Raw genomic sequence first — 23,424 nt, forward strand, 5'->3', positions numbered from 1 at the left:
ATGCTTCCTTTAACAGGTTTAGTAGTACTGGATTTCAGTCAGTTTCTGGCCGGGCCTTCCGCTGCACTGCGCCTGGCGGATATGGGGGCCAGGGTCATCAAAGTGGAACGTCCCGGGGGCGGAGATGCGAGCAGAAACCTGAGTCTTAACAATCAGTGGATCAATAACGACAGCCTGCTTTTTCATACTATCAATCGTGGTAAAGAGAGTTTCATCGCCAATCTGAAGGAGCCTCGGGAGCTGGCGCACGTTAAGAAGCTGATCGCCCAGGCCGATATTCTTATCGAAAATTTTCGCCCTGGCGTGATGGACAAAATCGGTCTCGGCTATGAAGAAGCCCGTCGACTCAACCCACAACTGGTCTATGCATCTGTCACCGGATACGGTACCGAGGGTCCCTGGGTTAAAAAGCCCGGTCAGGATCTGCTGGTGCAAGCCATGTCAGGGCTCACCTGGCTAAACGGCAACAAGGACCAGCCACCGACGCCCTTTGCGCTGTCGGTTGCTGATTCGCTCGCCGGAGCACATCTGGTGGAAGGGATCCTCGCCTGCCTGATCCGCCGCGGCAAAACCCGGCTTGGTGGGCGGGTTGAAGTCAGCCTGATGGAGTCACTGCTCAGCATGCAGTTTGAAGTTCTGACCACCTGGCTTAACGATGGACACCAGCCCCCCTGCCGTAGCGCGGACAATAACGCTCATGCATACCTCGCCGCGCCCTACGGCATTTATGCAACCAGGAAAGGTTATATCGCACTCGCCATGGGCTCGGTGGTTGAGCTTGGCAAAATTTTGGGCTCCCCAGCCCTAACCAAATACCACGAACCGAACGAATGGTTCAGTCGTCGGGATGAGATTAAGCAGGTGATTGCCGGGATTCTGGTTGCGGAAAGCGCCTCTTTTTGGCTGGAAAGGCTCGAAAAAGCGGGCTACTGGTGTGCCGAAGTGAGTAACTGGTCAACGCTGACGGCAAGCGAGGGATTCCGCGCGCTGGATATGACTCAGGATGTCCGACTCGATGACGGCAAAACGATCACGATGCTGAAATCGCCGCTGCGCTTCAATGGCAAGCGCACCTCATCTTCCCGCCCTGCGCCAGTGTTAGGAGCAAATACAGCGCAGATTCAGGCCGACTTTCACTTAGCGGAGGCTGATTGATGAAACCACTTACAGGCATTAATGTGCTGGATTTCAGCCAGTTTCTTTCTGGCCCCTCGGCGGCGCTTCGACTCGCCGACTTAGGTGCTAACGTAACCAAAATTGAGAATCCGGACGGCGGTGATATCTGTCGTAAGCTCTATATTTCTGAGCTGCAGATTGATGGTGACAGCTCGCTGTTCCACGCGATTAATCGCAATAAGAAAAGCATCACCGTGAATCTCAAGGACGAGGAGCAAAAAAGTGCCCTACGGCCCCTTCTGGAGCAGGCCGACGTGGTTATCTTTAATTACCGCCCCGGCGTCTCACAGCGCCTCGGCCTGGATTATGCAGCGCTGCGGGAAATCAATCCAGGCCTGGTTTACGGTGAAATTTCCGGCTACGGTGATAGCGGTCCCTGGGTTTCGCGTCCGGGCCAGGATTTGCTGGTACAGGCGCTTTCAGGGCTGTGCTGGCTCAACGGCGATAAGGATCAGCCCCCGCTTCCATTCGGCCTTTCCGTCTGCGATATTTTCGCCGGAGAGTATCTGGTTCAGGGATTAATGGCCGGGCTGGTACAGCGGGCCAGCAGCGGTAGCGGATGCCTGGTCCAGGTGAGTTTACTGGATACCATCCTCGACCTGCAGTTTGAAGTTTTAACTACCTGGCTGAACGATGGCCAGCAGCCGCCGGTCAGAAGTGAGGTCAATAATGCCAACGCCTATATTTCCGCACCCTATGGTATCTATCCTACCGCCGATGGTTTTATCGCGCTGGCAATGGCACCTGTTCCGCTTCTGGGTAACCTGCTGGCCTGCCCGGCGCTGCTTGAGTTTAACGAACCAAAGGAGTGGTTCAACCGTCGGGACGAGATCAAACGAGTTCTGCTGGAACACTTGCGACATAAGAAAAGCGAGGAGTGGTTAAGCATTCTGGAAGCGGAGGATATCTGGTGCGCTCAGGTGATGGACTGGCAGCAATTAATTGCCAGCGAAGGCTTTCAGGCGCTGAAGATGCTGCAGGAAGTTCGGTTAAAAAGTGGAAAGACACTGCAAACCACACGCTGTCCGATAAAAATCGACGGTGAGATCTTCACAAGCGCCCTCGGCGCACCACCGCTTGGTGCTCATAATCTGGGGTGATTCGGCTACACCCTGCGCTCTTCCCCCGGGGGCGGCGCAAGCTCCTTGCCCGGGCTACGGGGACGCAGATTTCTATGTGCAGGTAGCCCGGACAGATACACAATCGCCTCCGGGGGGATTCGACGATATGCTGAAACTGTCGCTATTGCGCCAGTATGCGGCACTCTTTCATCACCGCCAGCACATCATCAAGCACCAGCGACTCCCACTCGTAGGCAAAAGCGGTCACACTAAACGCCGCGACCATTTTTCCTGCGCCAGAATAAATAGGCAGAGCAATACACGCCGCGCGTTCGTTGGCTTCTCGTTGCTCAATCGCGTATCCCTGCCGGCGCACCTCACCTAATTCAGCAAGCAATACCGGCAACGTCCCAATTGAATCAACCGTCATTTTCTCAAGCGGCGTTTCCCCATAAAGCCGCATAATCTCCTCATCACTGAATTGGCTCAGCAGCACTTTACCGACTGCGGTACAGTGCGCCGGGAGATGATTGCCGATATGTCGCATCAATGAGAGGTCGTCCTGGGCAAGCGCTTTCGCCAGATAAACCACCTGCCTGCCGTCCAGAATCGCTGCGTGGCTGGTTTTTCCCAGCCGTTTACTCAAGAATGCGGTCAGCAACCGCAAGTCGCGGACCAGATCGGTGCTTTCAATGCAGTTGGCGGCTATTTTTATCAGCGCCAGACCCGCATGATATAAGCGCGTGTCTGGCATATACAGTAGATAGTCGTTATCGATAAACTCCTGAATCAGACTATGAGCGGAGCTTCTGGGAATATCGAGGTTGGTTTGCAGCTCAGTAAAGCTTAAACCCTCCCGATGGCTGGCAATCAATTCCAGCAGACGGAAGGCTCTCTCAGCAGATTTAACCCTGGCCATTTTATTTGTCTTTATTATCCGCAATGTGATCGTAGAATTTGCGCGAAGACTGATAGAAGGACTTCAGATTTTTACGCAACTGAACTTTATCCCGCAGGATAAAAGCCTCATGAATACTTAACCTCAGCTTAAAGCTGTGCGCCATCGCCCCGTCGGCGTTAAGCAATTTACGCGAGAAGTCCTTACGCAGCATCACAATGGTTTGCATCAACTTGTCATAGATCTGGTTGCCGCACAGACGGCCCATCAAGAGATCGTATTCATCAAGCAATTGATGGTAGGCTTCCGGCTTACCGTCCCCGGCAATCAACTCCGCCATCTGGTCAATTAAGGCCTGAAAGCGAATAAGGTCATCATGACTTACTACGCTAATCGCGGTGAGATAGACCTCTTCTTCTATCAGCTTTCTTGCAGCATAGATTTCATCAAGGTTGTGAATCTCTTTATGGAAGATCCAGGTCATCGTCTCTTCGGGAAGCTGCGGTTTGTTTTCGCAGACATAGCTGCCATCGCCGGGTTTTATTTCGATAAGCCCAATCAGCGATAATGCGCGCAGCGCTTCACGCACCCGACTGCGCGTAACGTTGAACATCTCCCCCATAGCTCGCTCGTTCGGCAGGCGCTGGCCGGGCTTGAGCTTTCCGGAAGTAATTTGCGAAGCAATCTGCTCCATAATCTGCTCGGTAAGGGTAGTTTTCTTGAGTGCTGTCACATCCATGGCTTTTCCCATATGCAGACAAAGTTCACATCCTTGAATTTACGTTAGCTTTGTTTTTTGTGCAACAACTTGATGTCCATCATTACTTCGCACACAACCATCATGTATCTGACCAGAGATGAAAACATACAGAACTTACTAAGAGTTGCTAAAGCCAGGGGGTAACCTCTAACAGCGGTATAAGTTTATTTTTACAATCGCAACAATATATGCCAGCCAACCCGCCGTAACTAACAAATCAAGTAAAGATACCTATAATCACCAGGATAAGGTGAATAACCTTTACTTTTTTTTGCTTTTTTTTGGTTTTGCGAACAATTTTACGGATACTATCACATCCCTAAATAACAGGAGTATTATATTTGATCTCAGTGAGGTGACGTATGAAAACAGAGCGCCATCATGAAATAATTAAACTGATCAGCTCAGCAGGATTCGTTCGTGTTAGTGCCCTTTCTGAACACTTAAAAGTGACGAAAGAAACAATTCGATCAGATCTGAATGAGCTTTCCCAGAGAGGATTATTAAATCGCTGTCATGGTGGTGCTTATATAGATATTAGTTCTCTTGATAGCGTCACCAAAAACGAAATCATACATGTCCTTGAATCAGGTGATTCACTCGACACAATAACAAAGGGCCCTCCTGTCATGATAAATAACGTTTGTGTTTTGGGTTCGTTTAATGTTGACATTATAAATTATCTTCCGAGGCTTCCAGACACAGGTGAATCATTACTTTCTGGTAAATTAATCTTCTCTCCGGGAGGGAAAGGGTGTAACCAGGCTCTTGCAGCCAGCTATGCAGATGCTAATGTAACCTTTATCACTAAAATAGGCTCCGATCATTTTAGTGAGTACGCCAGTTCGTTTATCAATGCATCAATCATAAAAAAACCTGTCATTTATAAATCACAAGAGGTTCAGACAGGCACCGCTTCCATTCTTGTTGATGAGACAACAGGTGAAAACATAATAGCGATTTTCCCTGGAGCCAATATGACATTTTTACATGATGAAGTTTCCCTTCAGCAAGACGCTATAGCTGGATCCAATATTTTACTATTACAGCTCGAGACCAATACAGAGGCTTTAGCGAGAGCTATTGAACTAGCAAAGAAAAATAACATACCTGTCATTATAAATCCGGCACCTTATGATTCATGCATTAATCATTTCCTGGATGGTCTGGATTATCTGACGCCCAATGAAACTGAAGCTGGATTACTCACAGGCATTTCTGTAACTGATAATAAATCTGCAATGGAAGCTGCAAGAGCAATTAATAAAAAAGGGGTGAAAAATGTCGTTATTACCCTTGGCAAAAAGGGTTCCGTGGCCTATGACGGCAAAAGGTTCATTGTTTCTCCGGCTTTTCCTGCGGTGGTGAAGAACACAGCTGGTGCCGGTGATGCATTTAATGGAGCTCTTGCATCAGAGCTTGCAAGAGAGTGCTCATTAGAGAATGCATTAATCTACGCAACAGCATTTTCATCACTGGCTGTTGAAACTGCTAATGCCTCGAATATGCCGGATAACGAGGCTGTTCTGCATCGAATAAAAACAACGCAGTATCGTCAGGAAATTTATTAAATAAACCATAAAGGAACCTAACATGATCGCAGAGACTTCCTACTTAAAAATCCTGTTTATTGGTGAGTCATGGCATATCCATATGATTCACTCAAAAGGATACGACAGTTTTACATCAAGTAAATATGAAGAAGGCGCAACATTTTTACTGGAAAATTTACGCAAAAATAACGTCTCCGTAACTTATATGCCAGCTCATCAGGTGCAGATTTCCTTCCCGCAAGAGCAGGCAGAACTGGAGCAATATGATGCCATCGTCATTAGCGATATCGGCAGTAACACTTTCCTTCTGCAAAATGAAACATTTTATCAATCCAAAATCAAACCAGACGCGCTGGATATGATAAAAGAGTATGTCAAAAATGGCGGTGGATTATTAATGATAGGCGGATACCTTTCGTTTATGGGGATTGAAGCCAAAGCCAATTATAAAAATACCGTGTTAGCTGAAGTTCTTCCGGTAATTATGCCTGATGGTGATGATCGTATCGAAAAACCTGCCGGAGTGTATGCCTCTCCGGTTGAGCATGAGCATGAAACAGTCTTAGGTTTCTCCGACTGGCCCATATTTCTGGGTTATAACAAAGCAGTGGCAAAAGAAAACGCAACTGTTGCATTAACTATCAATAACGACCCTCTCCTTGTTTATGGACGTTTTGAAAACGGCAGGACAGCCTGTTTTATGAGTGACTGTTCACCGCACTGGGGTAGTCATGAGTTTCTAAACTGGAAATATTACACCCCGATGTGGTTAAACATTCTGCATTATATCGCCAGCAGTTAATAATAACGGGTCAGAAGCTTATATCTTCGGACCCATTCCTGACTGATTAATATACAGGATGGACTTATGAACAAAAGCAAATATTCTGTTCCCTTGCTGATGCTTGCAACAATTCTTGCAGGTACACTTTCTCCAATGCAGTCTGCTGTTAATGGCGAACTGGGTCACTGGCTCAACGATGGAAATGCCTGCGCAGTTATTTCTTTCGCCAGTGGTTTAGTCGTGATGTTTTTTATCATCATGGCCAAAAAAGAGACCCGTCAGCAATTTGCCTCTATTCCTTCGCTGATAAAGCAGCGGAAAATACCGCTATGGAACTGGTTTGCTGGCCTGTGTGGGGCAATGGTGGTGTTTTCTGAAGGTGCATCCGCCAGCGCGCTCGGCGTGGCAACTTTTCAAACAGCGTTAATCTCGGCACTCATTCTTTCTGGTTTACTGTGTGACCGATTTGGTATTGGGGTTAGCGAGAAAAAATACTTCACTTCTTACCGGATTATCGGAGCCATTTTCGCCGTTGTCGCTACGGTGTTTGTGGTTTCTCCTCAGTGGCGTTCCACGTCGTTTATCCTTCTGGCCATTCTGCCATTTATGGCAGGTTTACTCGCAGGATGGCAACCTGCAGGTAACGCGAAAGTCGCGGAAGCTACTGGATCGATGCTGGTATCAATCACCTGGAATTTCATCGTCGGTTTTACTGTTCTGGGTATCGCCCTTCTCGTCAGAATCTCACTTGGTCACGTCAGCTTCCAGTTGCCTGATACATGGTGGATGTACCTCGGCGGACCACTGGGGCTGATGTCCATTGGATTGATGGCGATTCTGGTTCGTGGACTGGGATTATTGATGCTGGGCGTGGCCTCCACCGCCGGACAGCTACTTGGGTCAGTGCTTATTGATGTACTGATTCCGGCACTTGGCAATACCGTCTATTTTGTCACCCTTGTAGGTACGGTATTTGCCCTTGTAGGGGCGATTGTCACCACCATCCCCGACTTCAAACATGCGCGGCTGGCGAAAGCGGAGGCACAATAATGAAAGGTTATTTGCAGACCGTTACCGGTTCAATACCTAAGGAAGAGATGGGCTTAACTTTGCCACATGAGCATCTCTTTAATGACCTGTCTTCTGTCGTTGATAAGCCTTTTTATAGCTGGTCTGAGCAGATCGTTGGCTCCTGCGTTTGCGCAGAGAAACAGTGGGCACTTAAGCACGATCCATACTGCTGCGCTGATAATATGAGTAAAAAGGAAATTGAAGATGTCATTGAGGAGATAAAAAGCTTCATGGCGTTGGGGGGTAAAACCATTGTCGATGCCACAGGCTCTGCGTCGATTGGCCGCGACCCGTTATCGCTTTATGAAGTTGCCCGCCGAACAGGTATTAACATTGTCGCCTCTTCTGGCCCGTACCTTGAAAAATTCGAAGGAGAAAAGCTTCATCAGCAAGTGGACATTCTTGCCCGGACTATTGATCGTGAACTGAACGAAGGGATTGACGGAACGGATATCCGGGCAGGAATGATTGGCGAAATCGGTGTCTCTCCAGAATTTACTGATGCGGAGAAAAACGGTCTGCGGGCAGCCTCACTGGCCTGGAAAGACAATCCGGACGTTTCAATCAATATTCACATGCCTGGATGGTTAAGGCGTGGAGATGAGGTTCTGGATATCGTTTTGAGAGAAATGGGAGTCTCCCCGAAGAAAGTTTCCCTGGCTCATTCAGATCCATCCGGAAAGGATCTTGATTATCAACGCCGTATGCTCGACAGGGGAGTCTGGTTAGAGTTTGATATGATTGGGCTCGACATTACGTTTCCGAAAGAAGGCGTGGCGCCAGGGGTACAGGAAACAGCCGATGCCGTCAGCAAGCTCATTGAACTGGGGTATGGAGATCAGCTCGTATTAAGTCACGATGTTTTCCTGAAACAAATGTGGGCAAAAAATGGAGGGAACGGATGGGGATTTGTGCCAAACGTCTTCCTGGGCTATCTGTCCAGTCGCGGGGTTGATGCGAAGTCAGTTAAAAAACTTTGTGTTGATAATCCGGCAAATCTCCTGGCCTGACAATAACCCGGCAGCCCGGACGACGTACGGGCTGCATTTCCGCCATTGATCTTAATGAAAAGAGAGTCAATACGGTTCCCGCTATACGCTTACTCTTTCACAAGTATGTGCTCTGTACGTAACGGGACAAAGAGAGAGATAGATAGAAGACCCTGGATCTACTCAGATTCATCACTATATTGAGAAATCAGACCTACAAACCACTGGGATCACAACGCTATTTAGCGGATCTCCGATAAGATTTTGATGACTGCCAGGCATGTTTCATCTTCTCAATAAACTCCAGCTTCTCTTCAGGTTGGACGTTCCACACATCTATAGCCGCAATAATCATGTCATAACGCATAGACGTGTTATATGGGCGAAGATAGCCTGCTATTCGTTCTTTTCCTTTGAGATAGTCCCAGAGATATACCAACTGAGTTTCATCATCACGTGACATCCAGTCAAAGTCTGTCAGAAAAAAATCGTATTGCTCAAGCCAGCGCTTATGTAGTTTTTTAAAATAAGAGATCTTATCTCCAAGTGAGCATGGAGCTCCATCAATGTAACTCATCACACCATTGATGAGTTCACGCTCAGTTACCGGAGTAGGGTTGTACAGATCGGTACTTGCTCCCGCGTTCAGATAAAATCGGGAGAAAACACGTTTCGGTTTTTTTGAAGCAGTTGCCTGTGGATTTTTTATCAGGTCCCAATCAATACCGTCCAGGTCGATATTCAAATTAGCGAAATCAAGATTTGTGAAGATATTATCGTCCAGTAAAAGAGAATTAAAACCACCTGAACAATCAAAGCCATCCCCCAAACCACCTAGTGCCAACCCTGCAGGTAATACTGGATATTCAAAAATATAATGGTGAGCAAACCAAAATGCTCTTGGTGTACCTTTGAAACAATCAAAATAATCTTTATCAATCAGTAGCAACTCAGCCCATTTTTTAAGAGTTTTCCGGCCAGCTTTGATCCTGTCCTGATCGCCCAGGAAATGCCGTTCAAGGATCTCAGAGATTAAACGTCGAAACTGATCCGGCGAATCATAAGTACTCCACTGTAAGGAGTAATCAGTGTTGGAAAGCGCACCAAGCATTTTTATATACATGATCTCGTAACGGATCATATCGTAATGCAACATCGTCTCTTCCCTCTGCTTCTGACTCCCAAAAACAGATTAGCATGAGTAGCTTTTTGTGTGGTGGAGTCGAGTCACAAACCTGAATAATGACTGATTTCTTACTGATATCCTGCTGATTTTGTTGTGATAATACTCTGACTTATTACTGCATTATTCCTGTGGTTTGTACTCTTCGAATCTCCTCTGTTCACCTCATTAGAATCGTTCAACAGCAAATATGAACATTTGGGTTTTTAGTATAATTAAGGGGTACTCCCTGTTTCTATACCACCCTGTTCATAGTTCCTTCCCCTAACAAGCAACCCTGCTGTATCACCCGGGATACACAGTTCCCTTTATCTGCCGTATCCCTGCTTCTCTTAAAAATTACATCTCATTCCAATCCTTTGTACTCCACCCGACAAAGGATAAATCAATGCACATACCTTACCCTTTTAATTCCAGATACACGATGAACTGGTTTCTGCTGTCTCTACTCAATGACCACTTAAATCAGCTACTGAACCGATATTCCCGAATACAGGCACTCAGACTCGACCTGTTCTATCAGAAAGGTACAGAGCGCTATAAACATTATTCATGGAACGATACCGAGCGAGAAGTACGTGTACTGATTGAACGCACCCTGCAACATACAAATTTGGCAGGACATTTCTGGGTACTTGAGAACTCTGCAGACCACGGCTGCCATGCCCATATCGTGTTCTATCTCGACAGGCACCTTAATCAGGCTACCTACCCAATAGCTGAGAGAGTAGGAACAATATGGCGGGAAATAACGCAACGAGAAGGCTATTACAACCGCTGCGAATACAAGTCCACTTATGAAGTCAGTATTGATAGGCCGGTGAACTACGGTGATACCGAAGCCATCGATAACCTGCGCTACATCATCAGCTACCTTGCCAAAGAAGAACAAAAGCACGGTCACTATTACTACGGAGCCAGTGAGGTACCGCCCCCCAGTGGACTGGGGCGTCCTCGCACGTTGTAACTTACGTTCTGCACTTTTTTACGTATCAATCCATTGATGTGGAAGGGCTGGTGGTAACGAGCGATCAACCACCAGCTCAGGATAATCCCACAATGGAAGACAGCATCATGACAGAACAAATTTCTTTGCTCGATGACCAACTGGTGGATATGCGGTTCATCACGAAGCTAACGGGGCTTACAGATAAATGGTTTTATAAGCTGATTCAAGATGGTGCCTTCCCCAAACCAGTCAAACTGGGGCGCAGTTCTCGCTGGTTAAAGAGCGAAGTAGAAAACTGGCTTCAGGAACGTATTAACCAGTCCCGTAAATAACACCACTCTGACCTAACCCCCGGCAAGAAAATAACTATCCGACTCGTTCGGAAGTTTTCTGCTGTCTGTCATTAAAGCCAGAAGGAATATGAACAATGAAAGATTACAAACCTCGTTACGAAGAACTTTATAAATATTATCAAGTCTGGTTGACTGATTTTACGAAGCTGACGGTCAGGTCGGGTATGTGCCATCAGAATATCTACCATCATCATACCCTGACGGTTGGCAGCCTTAAGTTTCCGGGAGAGGAAGAGGTTATTGCTGTTGTCCCCCAGTGCCTGCACCGGATTATTTATGGCAGAGCAGCAGCCCCACTGACTGTTAATGATGACCTGAGCGTCAGTTTATTTACCCAGGAGCATCTGCTGGCTCACCATCCCATGCTGGAGGGGATTTTGCTGTCTGAGTGCGTGCGTTTAAAACAGCGTCCTCTGGCAAACAGGCTCATTAGTTTGTTCCGCCAGTTCGGCGGTAGTGAGCTGTGTCTGAAGCTGGTCTGGCTGTGCTGGTACGATTTGATGCTGGGTAATTGCCTTGATGACTGGACCGACAACCTTAGGTTCAAAAAAGACAAGGAGATGGATATCTGGATCAATGACCGGCAGGCTGAAAACCCTGCGCTGACCAGTCTGATGGATGAATATGTCTGCTTTGCATGGCGGACGACAGCGGAACCACTGAATTAGGCTTCATCCATAGTCATGCAAGGAATTTGAGGGCCATTGGGGAGTGGAAATTAATTTAGGTTAATTAATATAATTAATAGGCACTCCCTTTTTATAACCATTCCTCAATCCATGCAGTTCCCCCAGCCATGGTCCTTCCTGAAGGCCTGATGCTTTCCACCAACTGGTCCTCGCCAGCACTAAAGAAAATCATCCTATGCAAAACAAACAACGATGGGAGACAGACTGGTTTTTACAGTCACTCCTGAACAACCATATTGACAAACTGGTAGAGCGCTATTCCTGCCTGCTGGCACTACGAACAGATCTGTTTTACCAGGATCATACCGCTAAGTTTTTCCTGCGGGATCACCGGCAACTCGAATGGGATATCCGAAAGCTGATGAACCGTATGATGCAACTCGAAGCGGTGGTCGGTTTCTTCTGGGTTATCGAATGGACAGAAGACCACCACTACCATGCTCATGTCGTGTTCTGGCTGGATGGTAGTAAAACTCAGAATACCTATCCCTGGGCGCAGCAAGCTGGTTTGTACTGGAGCGATATAACTAACCGGCAAGGCTGGTATCACCGATGTGAGTTTAAAGAGCATTACGAGGCCAATATCAACATTCCGGTACGTTACAGCGATCCAGACAGTATCACCAACATCCAGCAGGTACTGGTGTATATGACCAAAATTCAACAAAAAGAGGGGATGCCGTTGTTTGGTTGCAACGAAGTTCCACCCCGCCCACCAACAGGTCGGCCACGACGTAGTCTCTGAGAGTTTTTTACGTCACAACGCCTTAGTGTGACAACCGCCGGACAGAAACGACTGCTAACGCAGACTTACTCCCCTTCTGATACTTCTTAACTGACCCGCCATTCACACCCTGACCACGCTGCCCGTACCGGGACGGCTGACGCCTGTGTGTTGTCTGGCGGTAAGGAACAATACTATGTACGCAAAATCCTTTATCGCTTTCGACGGGAATGGTCGTCTGACCGGTGCCCGTTCTGCGCAGACCGCCCCTTACGATCGTTATACCTGCCACCTCTGCGGTAGCGTGCTGCAATACCATCCTGAATACATCACCGAACGCCCGTGCTTTGAACAGTAACCAACACACTGACAGAGGGCGGCGAAAATGCTTTATGCAAATCTTGATGCAAAGGCAGCCAGACGAATTCTTAAGTTGCGCCATTACGTGGCGGATGCTCAACCCGTGATACTCAGGACTGACTGGCACTGTAGCGACTGCGGCAACAATTACCACGGTGAACGTTATTGCGTGTCATGTGGTACTGGCGACTTGAGCCATATGCCGGAAGAGGCCTAACGATGAGAACACTGCTTATCGTTGACTTCACAAAACCTGCACTGATCTTTTCGATTAATGAATATCACTCATAGTCCCAATCCTCCTGCCTGTGATTATCAGCGAGCACAAACCCGTTAACATCCCCCCTATCTCTTCATGCTCAACGGATCACCATGCTTAATCAACAAGCACGAACTCACTCAACTACAGTAAAAAAAACTGGTCTATCATTTTTGCTCATTCTGAGCGCCCTAATGGCTGTTACCTCTTTATCAACCGACATCTATCTTCCGGCTATGCCGGTCATGGCAAAGGATTTACAGGGTAACGCAGAGCTGACAATCACAGGGTTCCTTATCGGTTTTTGCATTGCACAACTGATTTGGGGACCGATTAGTGATCGTTATGGTCGTCGACTGCCGCTGTTTATCGGCTTAGGTCTATTCATCGTCGGCTCGGTGGGCTGCGCGTTATCAACGGATATCGTGCAAATAGTCTTCTGGCGTGTTTTTCAGGCGTTAGGTGCCTGTACTGGGCCGATGTTGGCACGAGCAATGATCCGTGACCTGTTTAGCCGCACTCGCGCAGCACAAATGCTTTCGACACTGATGATCATCATGGCTATCGCGCCGATTGCCGGGCCCTTGATCGGCGGGCAGATGATTAAAGTCACCTCGTGGCATGCCATATTCTGGCTGCTGGCGATTATCGGAACATTAATGCTGATGTCTTTATTCTGGTTACCAGAAACATTACATGCCGAAAAACGCTCACAAACCTCCGTAACCAAAGCTTTCCAAAACTACTATGCCTTGCTAACTAACGCCAAATACATGCGTTTTACGTTATGCCTGACGTTCTACTACGTTGCAGCCTACGCCTTTATCACCGGCTCCCCGTTTGTGTACATCACTTACTTCGGCGTTGATCCGCAGCACTACGGTTGGCTGTTTGCAGTAAACATTGTTGGATTGATGGCGGTGAGCATGGTCAACAGACGTCTGGTTCACCGCTATCCACTGGAAGCGTTGCTTAGGAGCGCCGTATTCATCGCCACTATTGCCGCAATAGTGCTGGCGGTCACCACCGGCCTGAGTGTGGGCGGAATTACCGTGATTGTCGGTGCAGTATTCGTGTTCTTCTCAATGAATGGCATCATCGCGGCGACATCCACGGCTTGCGCTCTGGACGCAGTGCCTAATGTGGCTGGCTCCGCATCGGCGCTAATGGGGGCATTACAATACGGCAGCGGCATCATCTCTTCATTGCTTCTTGCCCTGTTCAGTGATGGCACACCCTGGACGATGGGCTGGATAATTGCGTTGTTTACAGCAGCCAGCGCCTTGATGGCTCTGACCTTTCAACTAAAAAAATGACTACCACACATCCGCCCCGCTTATGAATTTAGCTCATAGAGCCTATTCAGGCTGCGTAATTATCTTTAACCGCAACTTCGTTAATCTGGATATATCGCGTGAATATGCAATGTGAAATACAGCGGAAACTGACTACAGCGGATAGGCATACCCCAGCTTGCGCGGCTGGGGTGTCATCAGAGACTCACTAAATATTTTTATCGAAGAAGACGTCTAACTTTTGCATCGCCTGGTCAACGTATTCAGGCACCCAATATGTCTCAATGTGGGTAGCGCCGTCGATCAGGAAGAGTTCTTTGTCCTTCGTTCCGGTCGCTTTAGCGAACGCATCTTCAGTCATATAGAGCGTATCCGCTTTTGTACCGGCAATCATCAGCAATGGTTTATTGATGAGATTGATATGGTCCGTTACGTCAAAGCTCATCAAATCCAGAAGACTGCTGGTGGTGTATTTAAACGTGGAGTTCGGGTGCGCGTGGGTTTTCCAGTAGTACTCGTAGCCCTGGCGATATAAGGCAAAAGGTAACTTAGCAATCTGTTCATCAGTCAGGTTGGCATCGCCGGAGTAAAGCACTTCGCCTCCGGCTGCTTCCTGAACTCGTGCGTCAGAAGCCTGCTGAAGGCGCTGCTGGATACTATCCAGCTGTGAATTCTGAAAACCGTTGCGGCGCACAAGTCCTGAATTAAACATACTGATGGTTGCAATCGATTTGAACCGTTTGTCTGTTTCGGCAGCAACAAGTGAATAACCGCCACCACCGCAAATGCCAAGCAGACCGAGGCGGGCGGTATCGACACCAGGATACTGGCTGATGTAGTCAGCCATCCCGTGGATATCTTCGATGCGATTAGCAGGTTTATCCACGCTGCGTGGCATTCCGCCGCTGGCCCCCTGATAAGCCGCATCGGCGGTGATAGCGATGTAGCCCTGTTCGGCGAGACGCTGGGCATACAACCCGGCGACCTGTTCTTTTACGCCGCCATTGGGATGTGCAACCACCACCGCAGGGTATTTTTTGGCGGGATCGTAGTTAGCAGGGGTATAGACATTTGCGGCAATCTGAATGCCATGCAGATCGTATTTTACCGGATGAATGTTGACTTTGCCTTTGACGTTCTCGGAGATGGCACCGTCATAGGCCAGTGTGAAAGGGTTTTGTTTGTAATCAGCCGCATTGACTGAGGTCACCCCGGCCATTGCCGTGAGTAGCATTGCGCTAATAAGCGTGAATTTCATGGTCTCTCCCGATGAGTGTCGGCCTGATTATTCAGGCTCGCGGAATCAAATTTGCAGACTCAGGTTAGGCGGAGAGGGCTGTCAGCATCGTGACAGGAAAATAACATTTTTGTCAGTTAATGGGCTGGGATGGATAAGTGTTTCTGACAACGCTGTCAGGTAACTGTCAGCTTTATGTTGGCAATCAGAAGGCAGAATGGTCTCAGTAACAGGATTGTTCAGGTACTGAAGCATCATTGAAAAGTTACGAGGAAGTCCCGTTATGCGCCTGTTGTTAGTCGAAGATGAAGAAAAAACGTCAACCTATCTCAACCGTGCGTTGAACGAGTCCGGATTTACGGTAGATGTCTCTGCAGACGGAGCTGAAGGTCTTCATTACGCGCTGGAGTTCGACTACGACGCGATAATACTGGATGTGATGCTGCCGGGGATAGATGGCTACCGGGTGCTCGAGGGTGTGCGAGCAGCCAAACAGACGCCGGTGCTGATGCTCTCGGCACGGGGTTCGGTCGATGAACGCGTTAAAGGGCTTCGCCTTGGCGCGGATGATTATCTGCCCAAGCCCTTTTCGCTTATTGAGCTGGTGGCGCGTATTCAGGCCCTGGTGCGTCGTCGTTCTACGGATGGCGTGGACATCACCCAGTTGCAAATTCACGATCTGCATCTCGACCTGCTGGCTCGTCGCGTATTTCGCGCCGGAACGCGACTGGAACTGACCGCGAAAGAGTTTTCCCTGTTGAGCCTTCTGGCCCGGCATCAGGGGGAGATTCTGTCAAAGATGATGATTGCGGAGCAGATATGGGACATGAATTTTGACAGCGATGCCAACGTGGTTGAAGTGGCCATTAAACGTCTGCGAGCCAAAGTGGATGCGCCGTTCGACGTCAAACTATTACATACCGTTCGTGGCATGGGTTATGTCCTCGAAGTCCGGTCCGAATAAATGAAGGGGATATGTATGCTTAAGCGTTCCATCTCCGTTCACCTGGCGCTGATGTTTGCCTTATCCGCGCTGCTGATTGTGTCCGTCATCGGCATCCTGCTCAGAAGCTCTTTGCATGACTCTTTGCAAAAGCAGATGCACAACGAATTGTTGTTCCGCGAATCATTAATGAGCCCGTGGATCACTGCCCGAACCTCGGCTGACGGCTGGTCTACGCTGGCCAATAAATTCACCGTATTAACCAATTCTGAAGGTGAACGCGTTCGCTACTGGATAGTGAGCGATAACCCACGCTTTAGCATGGGGGGAACACCGCCTGTGGGTGTTGAGTGGCCTTCTTTACAGGAAGGCTTTAATAAAGTGCCCGGCGCATCGGAAGGTGCCTGCTCGCTGTTTCTGTTAGTGAAAACGATCCCCGCCAACGGTGAAAGGCCTGAGCTGCGCTATATCGTTGCCATCGACTCCACGCCGTATATGGGCACACTAAATGCCTTCACCCGGACGCTGTTAATCATAGCCGCGCTGGGCGTCGTGATTGTCGCCTTGCTGGGATACATCGTATCAAGGATCGGTCTTCGTCCCGTTGGAGCACTCAGTAAAGAGGCCCAGCATCTTGCACCGGGAGACCATGGACAGCGCCTGAACACCCATGCGTTGCCCGAAGAACTGCAGCAACTGGCGTCATCATTTAATGGCGTGTTAGAACGTCAGGAAATCGCCTGGCGTCAGCTCGACAGCTTTAACGCCGATGTTGCGCATGAACTCCGTACCCCGCTGACAAACCTTATTGGTCAGACACAACTGGGTCTCTCGCGCCGACGCTCGCAGGATGAACTGGAAGAGTTATTGGGTTCCAATCTGGAAGAACTCGAACGCATGACGTCGATCGTTAACGACATGCTGTTCCTGTCCCATGCCCACGCGGGTGAACATGCGTCCCAGCTGACTAAGGTGTCCCTGCGAGAAGAAACCCTGAAAACAGCGGAATATGTAGAGCCTTCTTTTGCTGAAAAACAGCTTTATCTGGATGTAGAGGGAGATGTCACCGCGCACATCGATCGGCGACTGTTCCACCGCTCACTGGCTAATTTACTGGAAAACAGCGCAAGGCATTCACCCTCCAATAGCACGGTTACGGTGCGATTAAACGATAAAGGCCATCAAGTCTGTGTTGAGGTTTCAAACCCGGGCGATCCAATAGCACCAGTGCACTTACACCGACTTTTCGAGCGGTTCTATCGCGTTGATACCTCCCGGGCGAGAAGTGATACCCACCATGGGCTGGGCCTGTCGATCGTACGCGCCGTCGCCATTATGCACCGGGGGGATGTCTTTGCCAGGAGCGAGAACGGTATCAATACCTTTGGGCTAACGTTTGCTAAACAGCCTGACCCTATCCGCACAAAGGAACCCATGTCAGAGCGTCTTCCCTCTATGCCCGCTGACAAAATTGTCAGAGAACCGTCAGTCTGATGTCAGGCTACCTGCGCCAGAATCACTGCTAAGACTCACAACGGCTGATTAAAGGAAGGAAACAGTGAGAATAAGAAAGGTATTTAGCGGGTTTCTGGCGATGATAGTTATGGGGTTTTTAGGGCAACCCGCGTTCGCCGCAGAGGATTCATCCACACCGTCCCGCACGCTGATTATCTGGTTTTCCCAGCCCGAGGAAATGAAGCCCGATGCCGTGGACGGTATTTCCGGGGCCAGCGTATTGCAAAAAAATACGCCGGAGACCGGCAGCACGCAGTTTGTTGCACAACTGATTCAGAAGCAGACTGACGGTGACCTGTTTCGTATTGAAACCGCTACCCCCTACCCTCGTCAGCATGATGCACTGTTACGCTTTGCCGAAAAGGAACAGCAAACTAGCGCCAGACCATCACTCAAAACTCCACTCCCCGATCTTAGCGATTACGACACCATTTACGTTGGCTATCCCATCTGGTGGTATACCATGCCAATGGTGATATATAGCCTCTTTGAGCAAAATGACTTTGCCGGTAAAACGGTCATTCCCTTTACCACCCATGGCGGCAGCCGGTTAGCCGACTCCCTGCGACAGATAGCCCGCATGCAGCCGCAGGCCAGATTAGTCACTCGTGCGCTAGCAATCTCGCGCAATGATGTTTCAGGCCCTGACGTACCCGCGCAGGTTGAGCAATGGGTAAAACAAGTTCAGCCACAGCGCTAATCCATCGACATGAAGAAAATTTATATTTTCCAGGTCATGCAGGATACGCTGATGACGTTACTTCTGCTGGTGCTGATGGGATTTCACCTTCACGGTGAAATCGTACATGAATGGGCGGGGATTATTTTTACGCTGCTCATCATGTTGCATTTATACCTTAACCGACATCGACTATGGTCACTGTCACCGAATATTCCGTTAACCATGCAGAGAGTTAACAGGGTCATTAACGCAGTGACGTTCGTTGTTATCCTGAGCGCTATTATCTCTGGCATGATGCTGTCCCGACATATTCTTCTGGCGCTACCGTTCCACAACCCGGCGAACTGGGTCAGAAAAGTACACATGACGTCGGTCCATTGGGGAATGCTCATTCTGGCGCTGCATATCGGGTTGCACTGGAAAATGTTGGCAACGTTTTTCTGCCGGATCCTGAGCATATCCGGCAACTCACACCTTGCAAATATCATTATGCCAGGTGTTTTTTCGCTCATCGCACTACTGGGATTGTACGGATTACTGAACACGGACTATCTCGATTATTTGCTGATAAAGGTCGATTTTTCCTTTTTCGATTACGATGAATCTGCCCTTGTTTTTTATTTCCGCTACCTGGCCATTATTGTTTTATTTGCATTAATGACGCGCCTTTTGCTTTGGTTTCTTATATTTAGAAAATGCAATGCGATGTCACCCCAATAGATGTTAACTGACAGAATTGTCAGGCTGGCGTCAGCCTGACGACATGTCCCACTGATTAGAATCATTGCAGACCCTCTCCATCATCGTAGATAAGGACGCTTTGCATGATCAGACATTTACGTCACCTCGGGCTGTTACTGCCCCTCTTCACATTTTCATCCTGGGCAGCGGAGCAAAATCCCACGGTCCATATCGCCCCCGCAGGAAGTCAGAACGCGGTATATGGGCCCGCCGAGAACTTTACCGGTCGCGTCAGGGTTGACCCTCTCTTCAAACCGGATAACGACATCCGTGTTTCCGGGGCTTATGTCACCTTTGAGCCCGGCGCTCGTTCCGCCTGGCATACGCATCCGGCAGGTCAGCGGCTGATTGTGACCTCGGGGGTTGGGCTCACCCAACAAGAAGGCCAGCCGGTGCAGGTTATCCGCGCCGGTGACGTTGTCTCTTGCCCGGCGGGCGTCAAACACTGGCACGGGGCGGCACCCGGCAGCGCGATGACGCATCTGGCGATAACCGGGATTGTGGATGGCAAAAGCGTTAACTGGAAGGAGTTAGTGACAGATGAACAATACCACGCCCATTAAAGCATTAGCGGCAGCGGTACTGCTGACCTTTGGTTTTGGTCTCGCGGCACATGCTGCGCCCGTCAGTAAAGGAGCCTCAGAAATGAACCACCAACAAACGGTTTCCGATACACTGTCAGCCCGCCAACAGGCCATCCCGTTGATTGCGGCATCGATGGCCAGCAGTCAGATGGATAAGCTGAATGCCGCCCTGAATCAGGGTCTTGACGCAGGACTCACGATAAACGAAACCAAAGAGATTCTCGTCCAGCTTTATGCCTATACGGGCTTTCCCCGTAGCCTGAATGGGCTTAGTGAACTGATGAAGGTCGTCGAAGCACGTAAACAACGAGGTATCAAAGACGTTGAGGGTAAAGAACCGGTTGCCCCGATCCCTGTCGGGGATGAGCTTCGCCGCGTTGGTACCGCAAACCAGACAAAAATCTCAGGAGCTCTCGTCCAGGGTCCGCTGTTTGATTTTGCCCCGGTCATTAACCAGTTCCTGCAAACGCACCTTTTCGGCGACATTTTCGCCCGCGATAACCTCGACTGGCAAAGCCGCGAGCTGGCAACGGTTGGCGCATTAGCGGCCACGCCGGGCGTCGAATCACAACTGTTGTCGCATACGCGAGCCAGCATGCGGGTCGGCCTGACGGCAGCGCAGCTGTGCCAGCTGGCACAGGTTCTGCGTGAACATGGCGAAAGTGATGCAGCAACGCGAGCTGAAAAGGCGCTGCAGCAGGCGCTCTCAAACAAGTAGGAGTGGGTTATGGAGCATGATCCCAACCGCAGAATGTTAATCACCGCACTTGCCGGGCTGACGCTGGCAAACGTTTCTTTGGCATCAGCGGCGACCGGAACCGCAAACGTGCAGGGTAAAAGCCGTGTTCTGGTGGCGTACTTTTCCCGCAGCGGAAATACACGGATGATTGCGGGCGTCATTCACCGCAGCCTGAATACCGATCTGTTTGAAATCGAACCGGCTACGCCTTATCCGGAAGACTATTTTCAGACCGTTGAACAGGCGAAAAAAGAGCGTGAGCGAGGCGTAAAACCGGCATTAAAAAATAGCGTTGCAGATATCTCACGCTACGAGACCGTGTATTTAGGCTTTCCGATCTGGGGGACCAGCGTGCCGCCTGTAGTGCAAACATTTCTCAGCAGCCACAACCTTGCGGGCAAGTTAATCATCCCCTTCATTACTCACGGTGGCTACGGTAAAGGAGACAGCGACGACATCCTTGCCCGTCTCGCCCCAACTGCGCGTCGGGAAAAACCGCTGGTCATTGAATGCGACCAGGAGCGAAGAACCACTGAAACGGTTACCCGTTGGTTAGAGACGATACGTAGTTAATCGTCCGCATTCATGAGTCTGCCAAATAAGGGCAATCAGGGGTGCTAAATAATTAACGCTGACTACTCAGATATGATTGAACGGCAAACATAACAGAGGATGTAATCTTGAAGACTGTCTTAAAAACGCTGGCCATCTGCATCATGGCGGGTGGCCTGGTGACTCAGTCGGTATACGCCGAGCCGCTGGTCATTCAGGAACAGGGAAGCTTTTCTGCTGGTGGTACCATCATCACTGCCCCAGGAACATTTGATGCGAAAAAGCCGCTGGACTCTGCTGGCCAAACCTACCATGGCGATCATGCGTCTGTGTTCTACCAAATCCCCGAGAATCCGCATAAATACCCTATCGTCATGCTGCACGGCGCAGGTCAGTTCTCCCGTACCTGGGAAAGTACCCCGGATGGTCGTGAAGGGTTCCAGAACATATTCCTGCGTCGTGGATTCTCAACTTATCTTGTCGACCAGCCACGCCGGGGCAGCGCCGGGCGCACAACGGTAGAAGGTACGGTTACGCCTAAACCGGATGAACAAATGTGGTTTAACCAGTTCCGCGTTGGCGTGTGGCCAGAGTATTTTAAGGGCGTTCAGTTCTCTCACGACAAAGAAGCACTGAATCAGTATTTCCGTCAGATGACCCCGAATACCGGGCCGTTTGATATCAATGTCATCTCTGATGCGATGTCCGCAGTAGTGGATAAATCCGGCCCCGCTATCCTCTTCACCCACTCTCAGGGTGGCGGGCCAGGCTGGTACACGGCGATGAAAAATGACAAGGTCAAAGCCATTGTCGCCTTCGAGCCCGGTAGCAGCTTTGTCTTCCCGGAAAAAGAGCTCCCTGCCCCTATGCCAAGCGCGTTCGACACGCTGAAGGGTGAGCCGGTGCCGATGGAGCAGTTTATGGCTCTGACCAAAATCCCGATTCTTATTATTTACGGCGATAACATACCGGATAAACCTGTCGCCATGCCCGCGCAGGACAGCTGGCGCGTACGCCTTGCAATGGCTCGGGAGTGGCGCGACGTGGTGAACAAGCATGGCGGTGATGTGACGGTGACGCATCTACCTGAAGTGGGAATCAAAGGGAATACCCACTTCCCGTTCTCTGATTTAAATAATGTGCAGATTGCCGATTTGGTGAGTAAATTTCTGAAGGAAAAAAAACTGCAGTAGTGGAATAGACCCATCAGACCAATCTACCGAGTCCTCGTGTCTGAGGACTCGGTAGAGTCATATTAGTTTTTAACCATAGCTATCTTAATGATAAAGCACATGACACATGAGCCAACAAACCTATTCAACAAGCCACATCAGAACTCTAAAAAATTACTACCCCTCAAATCGGGTAATTTCAAAACTATAGCCGTAAAATTTTAGCCAATATATCCTTAAGCTCAGTCTTTGCCTTAGCCACTACAAGATATACTTTTTGGTTTTCAGATAAAGCATTATGTTCATTTATAAGTTGCTTTGTTCTTTCGGTAAAGCCAGAGCTAACAATTAAAATACCACCCTTACCTGATTGATTCACTTTATATATAAATTCACGAGCTGTAGCCAAACCGAGTAGTTTTGAATACCTTTTCACCTCAACAATATAATTCTGTTCTTGAGTTTTAATCTCAAAGTCATAACCATCATCTTTTCCTGCTTCAACTCTTTCTGAAAGCACTCCAAGTTCATTAAGTACTTCACCAACCATACTTTCAAACTCCTTCGAGCCTGGAGTTAAATTTGGATAGACCAAGTTATTAATTACATCACCCGAAGTAATATCAGCCTCAATTTCTTTATCAATTTTTATTTTCCTGAAAATACTATATGTACCTATAGCTGCAATGAGTGCTCCTATAGCGGAAACAAACATTGATACTAGAGAATCTTCATTTATACTTTTCTTCTCAGCAACTTTTGGCTTTGAATATGTGGAGCGAATAGATTTTACTGTATCCATTAGAGACTCCCTTTTCTCTAATGGAATAAATTTGTTTCCCATAAAGCGATCTTGGATTTGTAATAAAAGTTCATCAGCTGAGTATGGGTAAGGAGTTCCTTGCTCTAACTCTTTGGCCTTAATGAATGAATTGATATCATCAATTGTTAGTTTTTTATTATAAAATAATAACTCTTGAACATCATCCACTAAGCTTTCATGCGTGATATTTACCTTTGCTGCAGTTATATCTTTTACATAACCGGGAACATATATAAGCGAAAAATAGAATGTCCCTATCACCCCAATAAAGCTAAATATATTCCAACCATTTTTCATAACCCAGTTAAGTATTGACTTCAATTAACTCTCCT

The 23,424-nt window shown here is 48.6% G+C and carries 24 protein-coding genes and 1 pseudogene; 20 read left to right on the top strand and 5 right to left on the bottom strand.

Annotation, left to right across the window (positions count from 1 at the left end; genetic code table 11):
* A complete protein-coding gene (locus I6L53_RS17075) occupies positions 1–1,155 on the top strand; it encodes a CaiB/BaiF CoA transferase family protein (RefSeq protein ID WP_042324734.1) in 1,155 nt (384 codons plus the stop codon).
* The gene (locus I6L53_RS17080; RefSeq protein ID WP_042324736.1) at positions 1,155–2,276 is read left to right on the top strand and encodes a CaiB/BaiF CoA transferase family protein; all 1,122 of its coding nucleotides are present in this window, start codon (positions 1,155–1,157) and stop codon (positions 2,274–2,276) included. The genes I6L53_RS17075 and I6L53_RS17080 overlap by 1 nt, the downstream gene beginning before the upstream one ends.
* A gap of 142 nt (positions 2,277–2,418) precedes the next feature.
* Here the strand turns inward: I6L53_RS17080 and I6L53_RS23665 are convergent, their stop codons facing one another.
* Both I6L53_RS23665 and I6L53_RS17100 read right to left on the bottom strand, forming a co-directional pair.
* A complete protein-coding gene (locus I6L53_RS23665; RefSeq protein ID WP_042324739.1) occupies positions 2,419–3,156 on the bottom strand; it encodes an IclR family transcriptional regulator in 738 nt (245 codons plus the stop codon).
* A gap of 1 nt (position 3,157) precedes the next feature.
* Positions 3,158–3,874: a FadR/GntR family transcriptional regulator gene (locus I6L53_RS17100; RefSeq protein WP_042324884.1), complete on the bottom strand. Its 717-nt coding sequence runs from the start codon at positions 3,872–3,874 to the stop codon at positions 3,158–3,160.
* A 383-nt stretch (positions 3,875–4,257) separates the two neighbouring features.
* On the opposite strand from I6L53_RS17100, the gene I6L53_RS17105 reads away from it, so the two are divergent.
* From I6L53_RS17105 to I6L53_RS17120, 4 genes are all read left to right on the top strand, one after another.
* Positions 4,258–5,466, top strand: coding sequence for a PfkB family carbohydrate kinase (locus I6L53_RS17105; protein ID WP_042324741.1), 1,209 nt, complete (start codon positions 4,258–4,260; stop codon positions 5,464–5,466).
* A gap of 22 nt (positions 5,467–5,488) precedes the next feature.
* Positions 5,489–6,250 carry a glutamine amidotransferase gene (locus I6L53_RS17110; RefSeq protein WP_042324742.1) on the top strand — a complete coding sequence of 254 codons (762 nt, stop codon included), beginning with the start codon at positions 5,489–5,491 and terminating at the stop codon, positions 6,248–6,250.
* Between the two features lie 66 nt (positions 6,251–6,316).
* Complete coding sequence (locus tag I6L53_RS17115; protein ID WP_042324744.1) at positions 6,317–7,282, top strand: DMT family transporter; 966 nt, start codon at positions 6,317–6,319, stop codon at positions 7,280–7,282.
* Positions 7,282–8,313 carry a phosphotriesterase family protein gene (locus tag I6L53_RS17120; RefSeq protein WP_042324746.1) on the top strand — a complete coding sequence of 344 codons (1,032 nt, stop codon included), beginning with the start codon at positions 7,282–7,284 and terminating at the stop codon, positions 8,311–8,313. Before I6L53_RS17115 ends, I6L53_RS17120 begins: the two co-directional genes overlap by 1 nt.
* 217 nt (positions 8,314–8,530) lie before the next feature.
* Here I6L53_RS17120 and I6L53_RS17125 read toward each other — a convergent pair whose 3' ends face one another.
* Positions 8,531–9,448 (bottom strand): hypothetical protein, encoded by a 918-nt coding sequence (locus I6L53_RS17125; protein ID WP_042324748.1) that lies wholly within the window; start codon positions 9,446–9,448, stop codon positions 8,531–8,533.
* 415 nt (positions 9,449–9,863) lie between these two features.
* On the opposite strand from I6L53_RS17125, the gene I6L53_RS17130 reads away from it, so the two are divergent.
* The 6 genes and pseudogenes from I6L53_RS17130 to I6L53_RS17155 all read left to right on the top strand — a co-directional run bounded on the left by I6L53_RS17130 (position 9,864) and on the right by I6L53_RS17155 (position 14,125).
* Complete coding sequence (locus tag I6L53_RS17130; RefSeq protein WP_042324750.1) at positions 9,864–10,442, top strand: YagK/YfjJ domain-containing protein; 579 nt, start codon at positions 9,864–9,866, stop codon at positions 10,440–10,442.
* A 107-nt stretch (positions 10,443–10,549) separates the two neighbouring features.
* Complete coding sequence (locus I6L53_RS17135) at positions 10,550–10,756, top strand: helix-turn-helix transcriptional regulator (protein WP_022650305.1); 207 nt, start codon at positions 10,550–10,552, stop codon at positions 10,754–10,756.
* 95 nt (positions 10,757–10,851) lie between these two features.
* Positions 10,852–11,445, top strand: coding sequence for a hypothetical protein (locus tag I6L53_RS17140; RefSeq protein ID WP_042324751.1), 594 nt, complete (start codon positions 10,852–10,854; stop codon positions 11,443–11,445).
* 196 nt (positions 11,446–11,641) lie between these two features.
* Positions 11,642–12,211, top strand: a complete 570-nt coding sequence (locus I6L53_RS17145) for a YagK/YfjJ domain-containing protein (RefSeq protein WP_042324753.1) — start codon at positions 11,642–11,644, stop codon at positions 12,209–12,211.
* 175 nt (positions 12,212–12,386) lie between these two features.
* Positions 12,387–12,767 (top strand): annotated as a pseudogene (locus I6L53_RS17150) (putative zinc ribbon protein).
* Between the two features lie 155 nt (positions 12,768–12,922).
* On the top strand, positions 12,923–14,125 hold the full coding sequence (locus I6L53_RS17155; RefSeq protein ID WP_042324755.1) for a multidrug effflux MFS transporter: 1,203 nt from the start codon (positions 12,923–12,925) through the stop codon (positions 14,123–14,125).
* 187 nt (positions 14,126–14,312) lie between these two features.
* On the opposite strand, the gene I6L53_RS17160 is transcribed toward I6L53_RS17155, so the two are convergent.
* Complete coding sequence (locus I6L53_RS17160; RefSeq protein ID WP_232231111.1) at positions 14,313–15,338, bottom strand: alpha/beta hydrolase; 1,026 nt, start codon at positions 15,336–15,338, stop codon at positions 14,313–14,315.
* A 286-nt stretch (positions 15,339–15,624) separates the two neighbouring features.
* On the opposite strand from I6L53_RS17160, the gene I6L53_RS17165 reads away from it, so the two are divergent.
* The 8 genes from I6L53_RS17165 (at position 15,625) to I6L53_RS17200 (ending at position 22,290) form a co-directional block, all read left to right on the top strand.
* Positions 15,625–16,305, top strand: coding sequence for a heavy metal response regulator transcription factor (locus I6L53_RS17165; protein WP_042324759.1), 681 nt, complete (start codon positions 15,625–15,627; stop codon positions 16,303–16,305).
* A 15-nt stretch (positions 16,306–16,320) separates the two neighbouring features.
* The gene (locus tag I6L53_RS17170) at positions 16,321–17,778 is read left to right on the top strand and encodes a heavy metal sensor histidine kinase (RefSeq protein WP_042324761.1); all 1,458 of its coding nucleotides are present in this window, start codon (positions 16,321–16,323) and stop codon (positions 17,776–17,778) included.
* A 109-nt stretch (positions 17,779–17,887) separates the two neighbouring features.
* Positions 17,888–18,499, top strand: coding sequence for a flavodoxin (locus I6L53_RS17175; protein WP_420914403.1), 612 nt, complete (start codon positions 17,888–17,890; stop codon positions 18,497–18,499).
* 51 nt (positions 18,500–18,550) lie between these two features.
* Entirely contained in the window at positions 18,551–19,201 is a 651-nt protein-coding gene (locus I6L53_RS17180) for a DUF4405 domain-containing protein (protein ID WP_084196664.1), read from the top strand.
* Between the two features lie 104 nt (positions 19,202–19,305).
* Positions 19,306–19,785: a (R)-mandelonitrile lyase gene (locus I6L53_RS17185; RefSeq protein WP_042324765.1), complete on the top strand. Its 480-nt coding sequence runs from the start codon at positions 19,306–19,308 to the stop codon at positions 19,783–19,785.
* Positions 19,763–20,524 carry a carboxymuconolactone decarboxylase family protein gene (locus I6L53_RS17190; RefSeq protein ID WP_042324767.1) on the top strand — a complete coding sequence of 254 codons (762 nt, stop codon included), beginning with the start codon at positions 19,763–19,765 and terminating at the stop codon, positions 20,522–20,524. Before I6L53_RS17185 ends, I6L53_RS17190 begins: the two co-directional genes overlap by 23 nt.
* Before the next feature lie 9 nt (positions 20,525–20,533).
* Positions 20,534–21,118, top strand: coding sequence for a flavodoxin (locus I6L53_RS17195; RefSeq protein ID WP_042324768.1), 585 nt, complete (start codon positions 20,534–20,536; stop codon positions 21,116–21,118).
* A 107-nt stretch (positions 21,119–21,225) separates the two neighbouring features.
* The gene (locus I6L53_RS17200; RefSeq protein ID WP_042324770.1) at positions 21,226–22,290 is read left to right on the top strand and encodes an alpha/beta hydrolase; all 1,065 of its coding nucleotides are present in this window, start codon (positions 21,226–21,228) and stop codon (positions 22,288–22,290) included.
* Between the two features lie 184 nt (positions 22,291–22,474).
* Here the strand turns inward: I6L53_RS17200 and I6L53_RS17205 are convergent, their stop codons facing one another.
* Entirely contained in the window at positions 22,475–23,413 is a 939-nt protein-coding gene (locus tag I6L53_RS17205) for a restriction endonuclease (protein ID WP_139267370.1), read from the bottom strand.
* Between the last annotated feature and the right edge of the window lie 11 nt (positions 23,414–23,424).

Source organism: Citrobacter farmeri (genome assembly GCF_019048065.1).
In the GTDB taxonomy this organism is placed as follows: Bacteria; Pseudomonadota; Gammaproteobacteria; order Enterobacterales; family Enterobacteriaceae; genus Citrobacter_A; species Citrobacter_A farmeri.

Excerpts from the sequence above, each read along its gene's own strand:
- I6L53_RS17190 (WP_042324767.1), top strand. The coding sequence starts at position 19,763 with ATGAACAATACCACGCCCATTAAAGCATTAGCGGCAGCGGTACTGCTG.
- I6L53_RS17155 (WP_042324755.1), top strand. The coding sequence starts at position 12,923 with ATGCTTAATCAACAAGCACGAACTCACTCAACTACAGTAAAAAAAACT.
- I6L53_RS17115 (WP_042324744.1), top strand. The coding sequence starts at position 6,317 with ATGAACAAAAGCAAATATTCTGTTCCCTTGCTGATGCTTGCAACAATT.
- I6L53_RS17100 (WP_042324884.1), bottom strand. The coding sequence starts at position 3,874 with ATGGATGTGACAGCACTCAAGAAAACTACCCTTACCGAGCAGATTATG.
- I6L53_RS17165 (WP_042324759.1), top strand. The coding sequence starts at position 15,625 with ATGCGCCTGTTGTTAGTCGAAGATGAAGAAAAAACGTCAACCTATCTC.
- I6L53_RS17195 (WP_042324768.1), top strand. The coding sequence starts at position 20,534 with ATGGAGCATGATCCCAACCGCAGAATGTTAATCACCGCACTTGCCGGG.
- I6L53_RS17130 (WP_042324750.1), top strand. The coding sequence starts at position 9,864 with ATGCACATACCTTACCCTTTTAATTCCAGATACACGATGAACTGGTTT.
- I6L53_RS17125 (WP_042324748.1), bottom strand. The coding sequence starts at position 9,448 with ATGTTGCATTACGATATGATCCGTTACGAGATCATGTATATAAAAATG.
- I6L53_RS17180 (WP_084196664.1), top strand. The coding sequence starts at position 18,551 with ATGACGTTACTTCTGCTGGTGCTGATGGGATTTCACCTTCACGGTGAA.
- I6L53_RS17080 (WP_042324736.1), top strand. The coding sequence starts at position 1,155 with ATGAAACCACTTACAGGCATTAATGTGCTGGATTTCAGCCAGTTTCTT.
- I6L53_RS17110 (WP_042324742.1), top strand. The coding sequence starts at position 5,489 with ATGATCGCAGAGACTTCCTACTTAAAAATCCTGTTTATTGGTGAGTCA.
- I6L53_RS17185 (WP_042324765.1), top strand. The coding sequence starts at position 19,306 with ATGATCAGACATTTACGTCACCTCGGGCTGTTACTGCCCCTCTTCACA.
- I6L53_RS17075 (WP_042324734.1), top strand. The coding sequence starts at position 1 with ATGCTTCCTTTAACAGGTTTAGTAGTACTGGATTTCAGTCAGTTTCTG.
- I6L53_RS17175 (WP_420914403.1), top strand. The coding sequence starts at position 17,888 with ATGGGGTTTTTAGGGCAACCCGCGTTCGCCGCAGAGGATTCATCCACA.
- I6L53_RS17160 (WP_232231111.1), bottom strand. The coding sequence starts at position 15,338 with ATGCTACTCACGGCAATGGCCGGGGTGACCTCAGTCAATGCGGCTGAT.
- I6L53_RS17105 (WP_042324741.1), top strand. The coding sequence starts at position 4,258 with ATGAAAACAGAGCGCCATCATGAAATAATTAAACTGATCAGCTCAGCA.
- I6L53_RS17170 (WP_042324761.1), top strand. The coding sequence starts at position 16,321 with ATGCTTAAGCGTTCCATCTCCGTTCACCTGGCGCTGATGTTTGCCTTA.
- I6L53_RS17120 (WP_042324746.1), top strand. The coding sequence starts at position 7,282 with ATGAAAGGTTATTTGCAGACCGTTACCGGTTCAATACCTAAGGAAGAG.
- I6L53_RS17140 (WP_042324751.1), top strand. The coding sequence starts at position 10,852 with ATGAAAGATTACAAACCTCGTTACGAAGAACTTTATAAATATTATCAA.
- I6L53_RS17135 (WP_022650305.1), top strand. The coding sequence starts at position 10,550 with ATGACAGAACAAATTTCTTTGCTCGATGACCAACTGGTGGATATGCGG.
- I6L53_RS17145 (WP_042324753.1), top strand. The coding sequence starts at position 11,642 with ATGCAAAACAAACAACGATGGGAGACAGACTGGTTTTTACAGTCACTC.
- I6L53_RS23665 (WP_042324739.1), bottom strand. The coding sequence starts at position 3,156 with ATGGCCAGGGTTAAATCTGCTGAGAGAGCCTTCCGTCTGCTGGAATTG.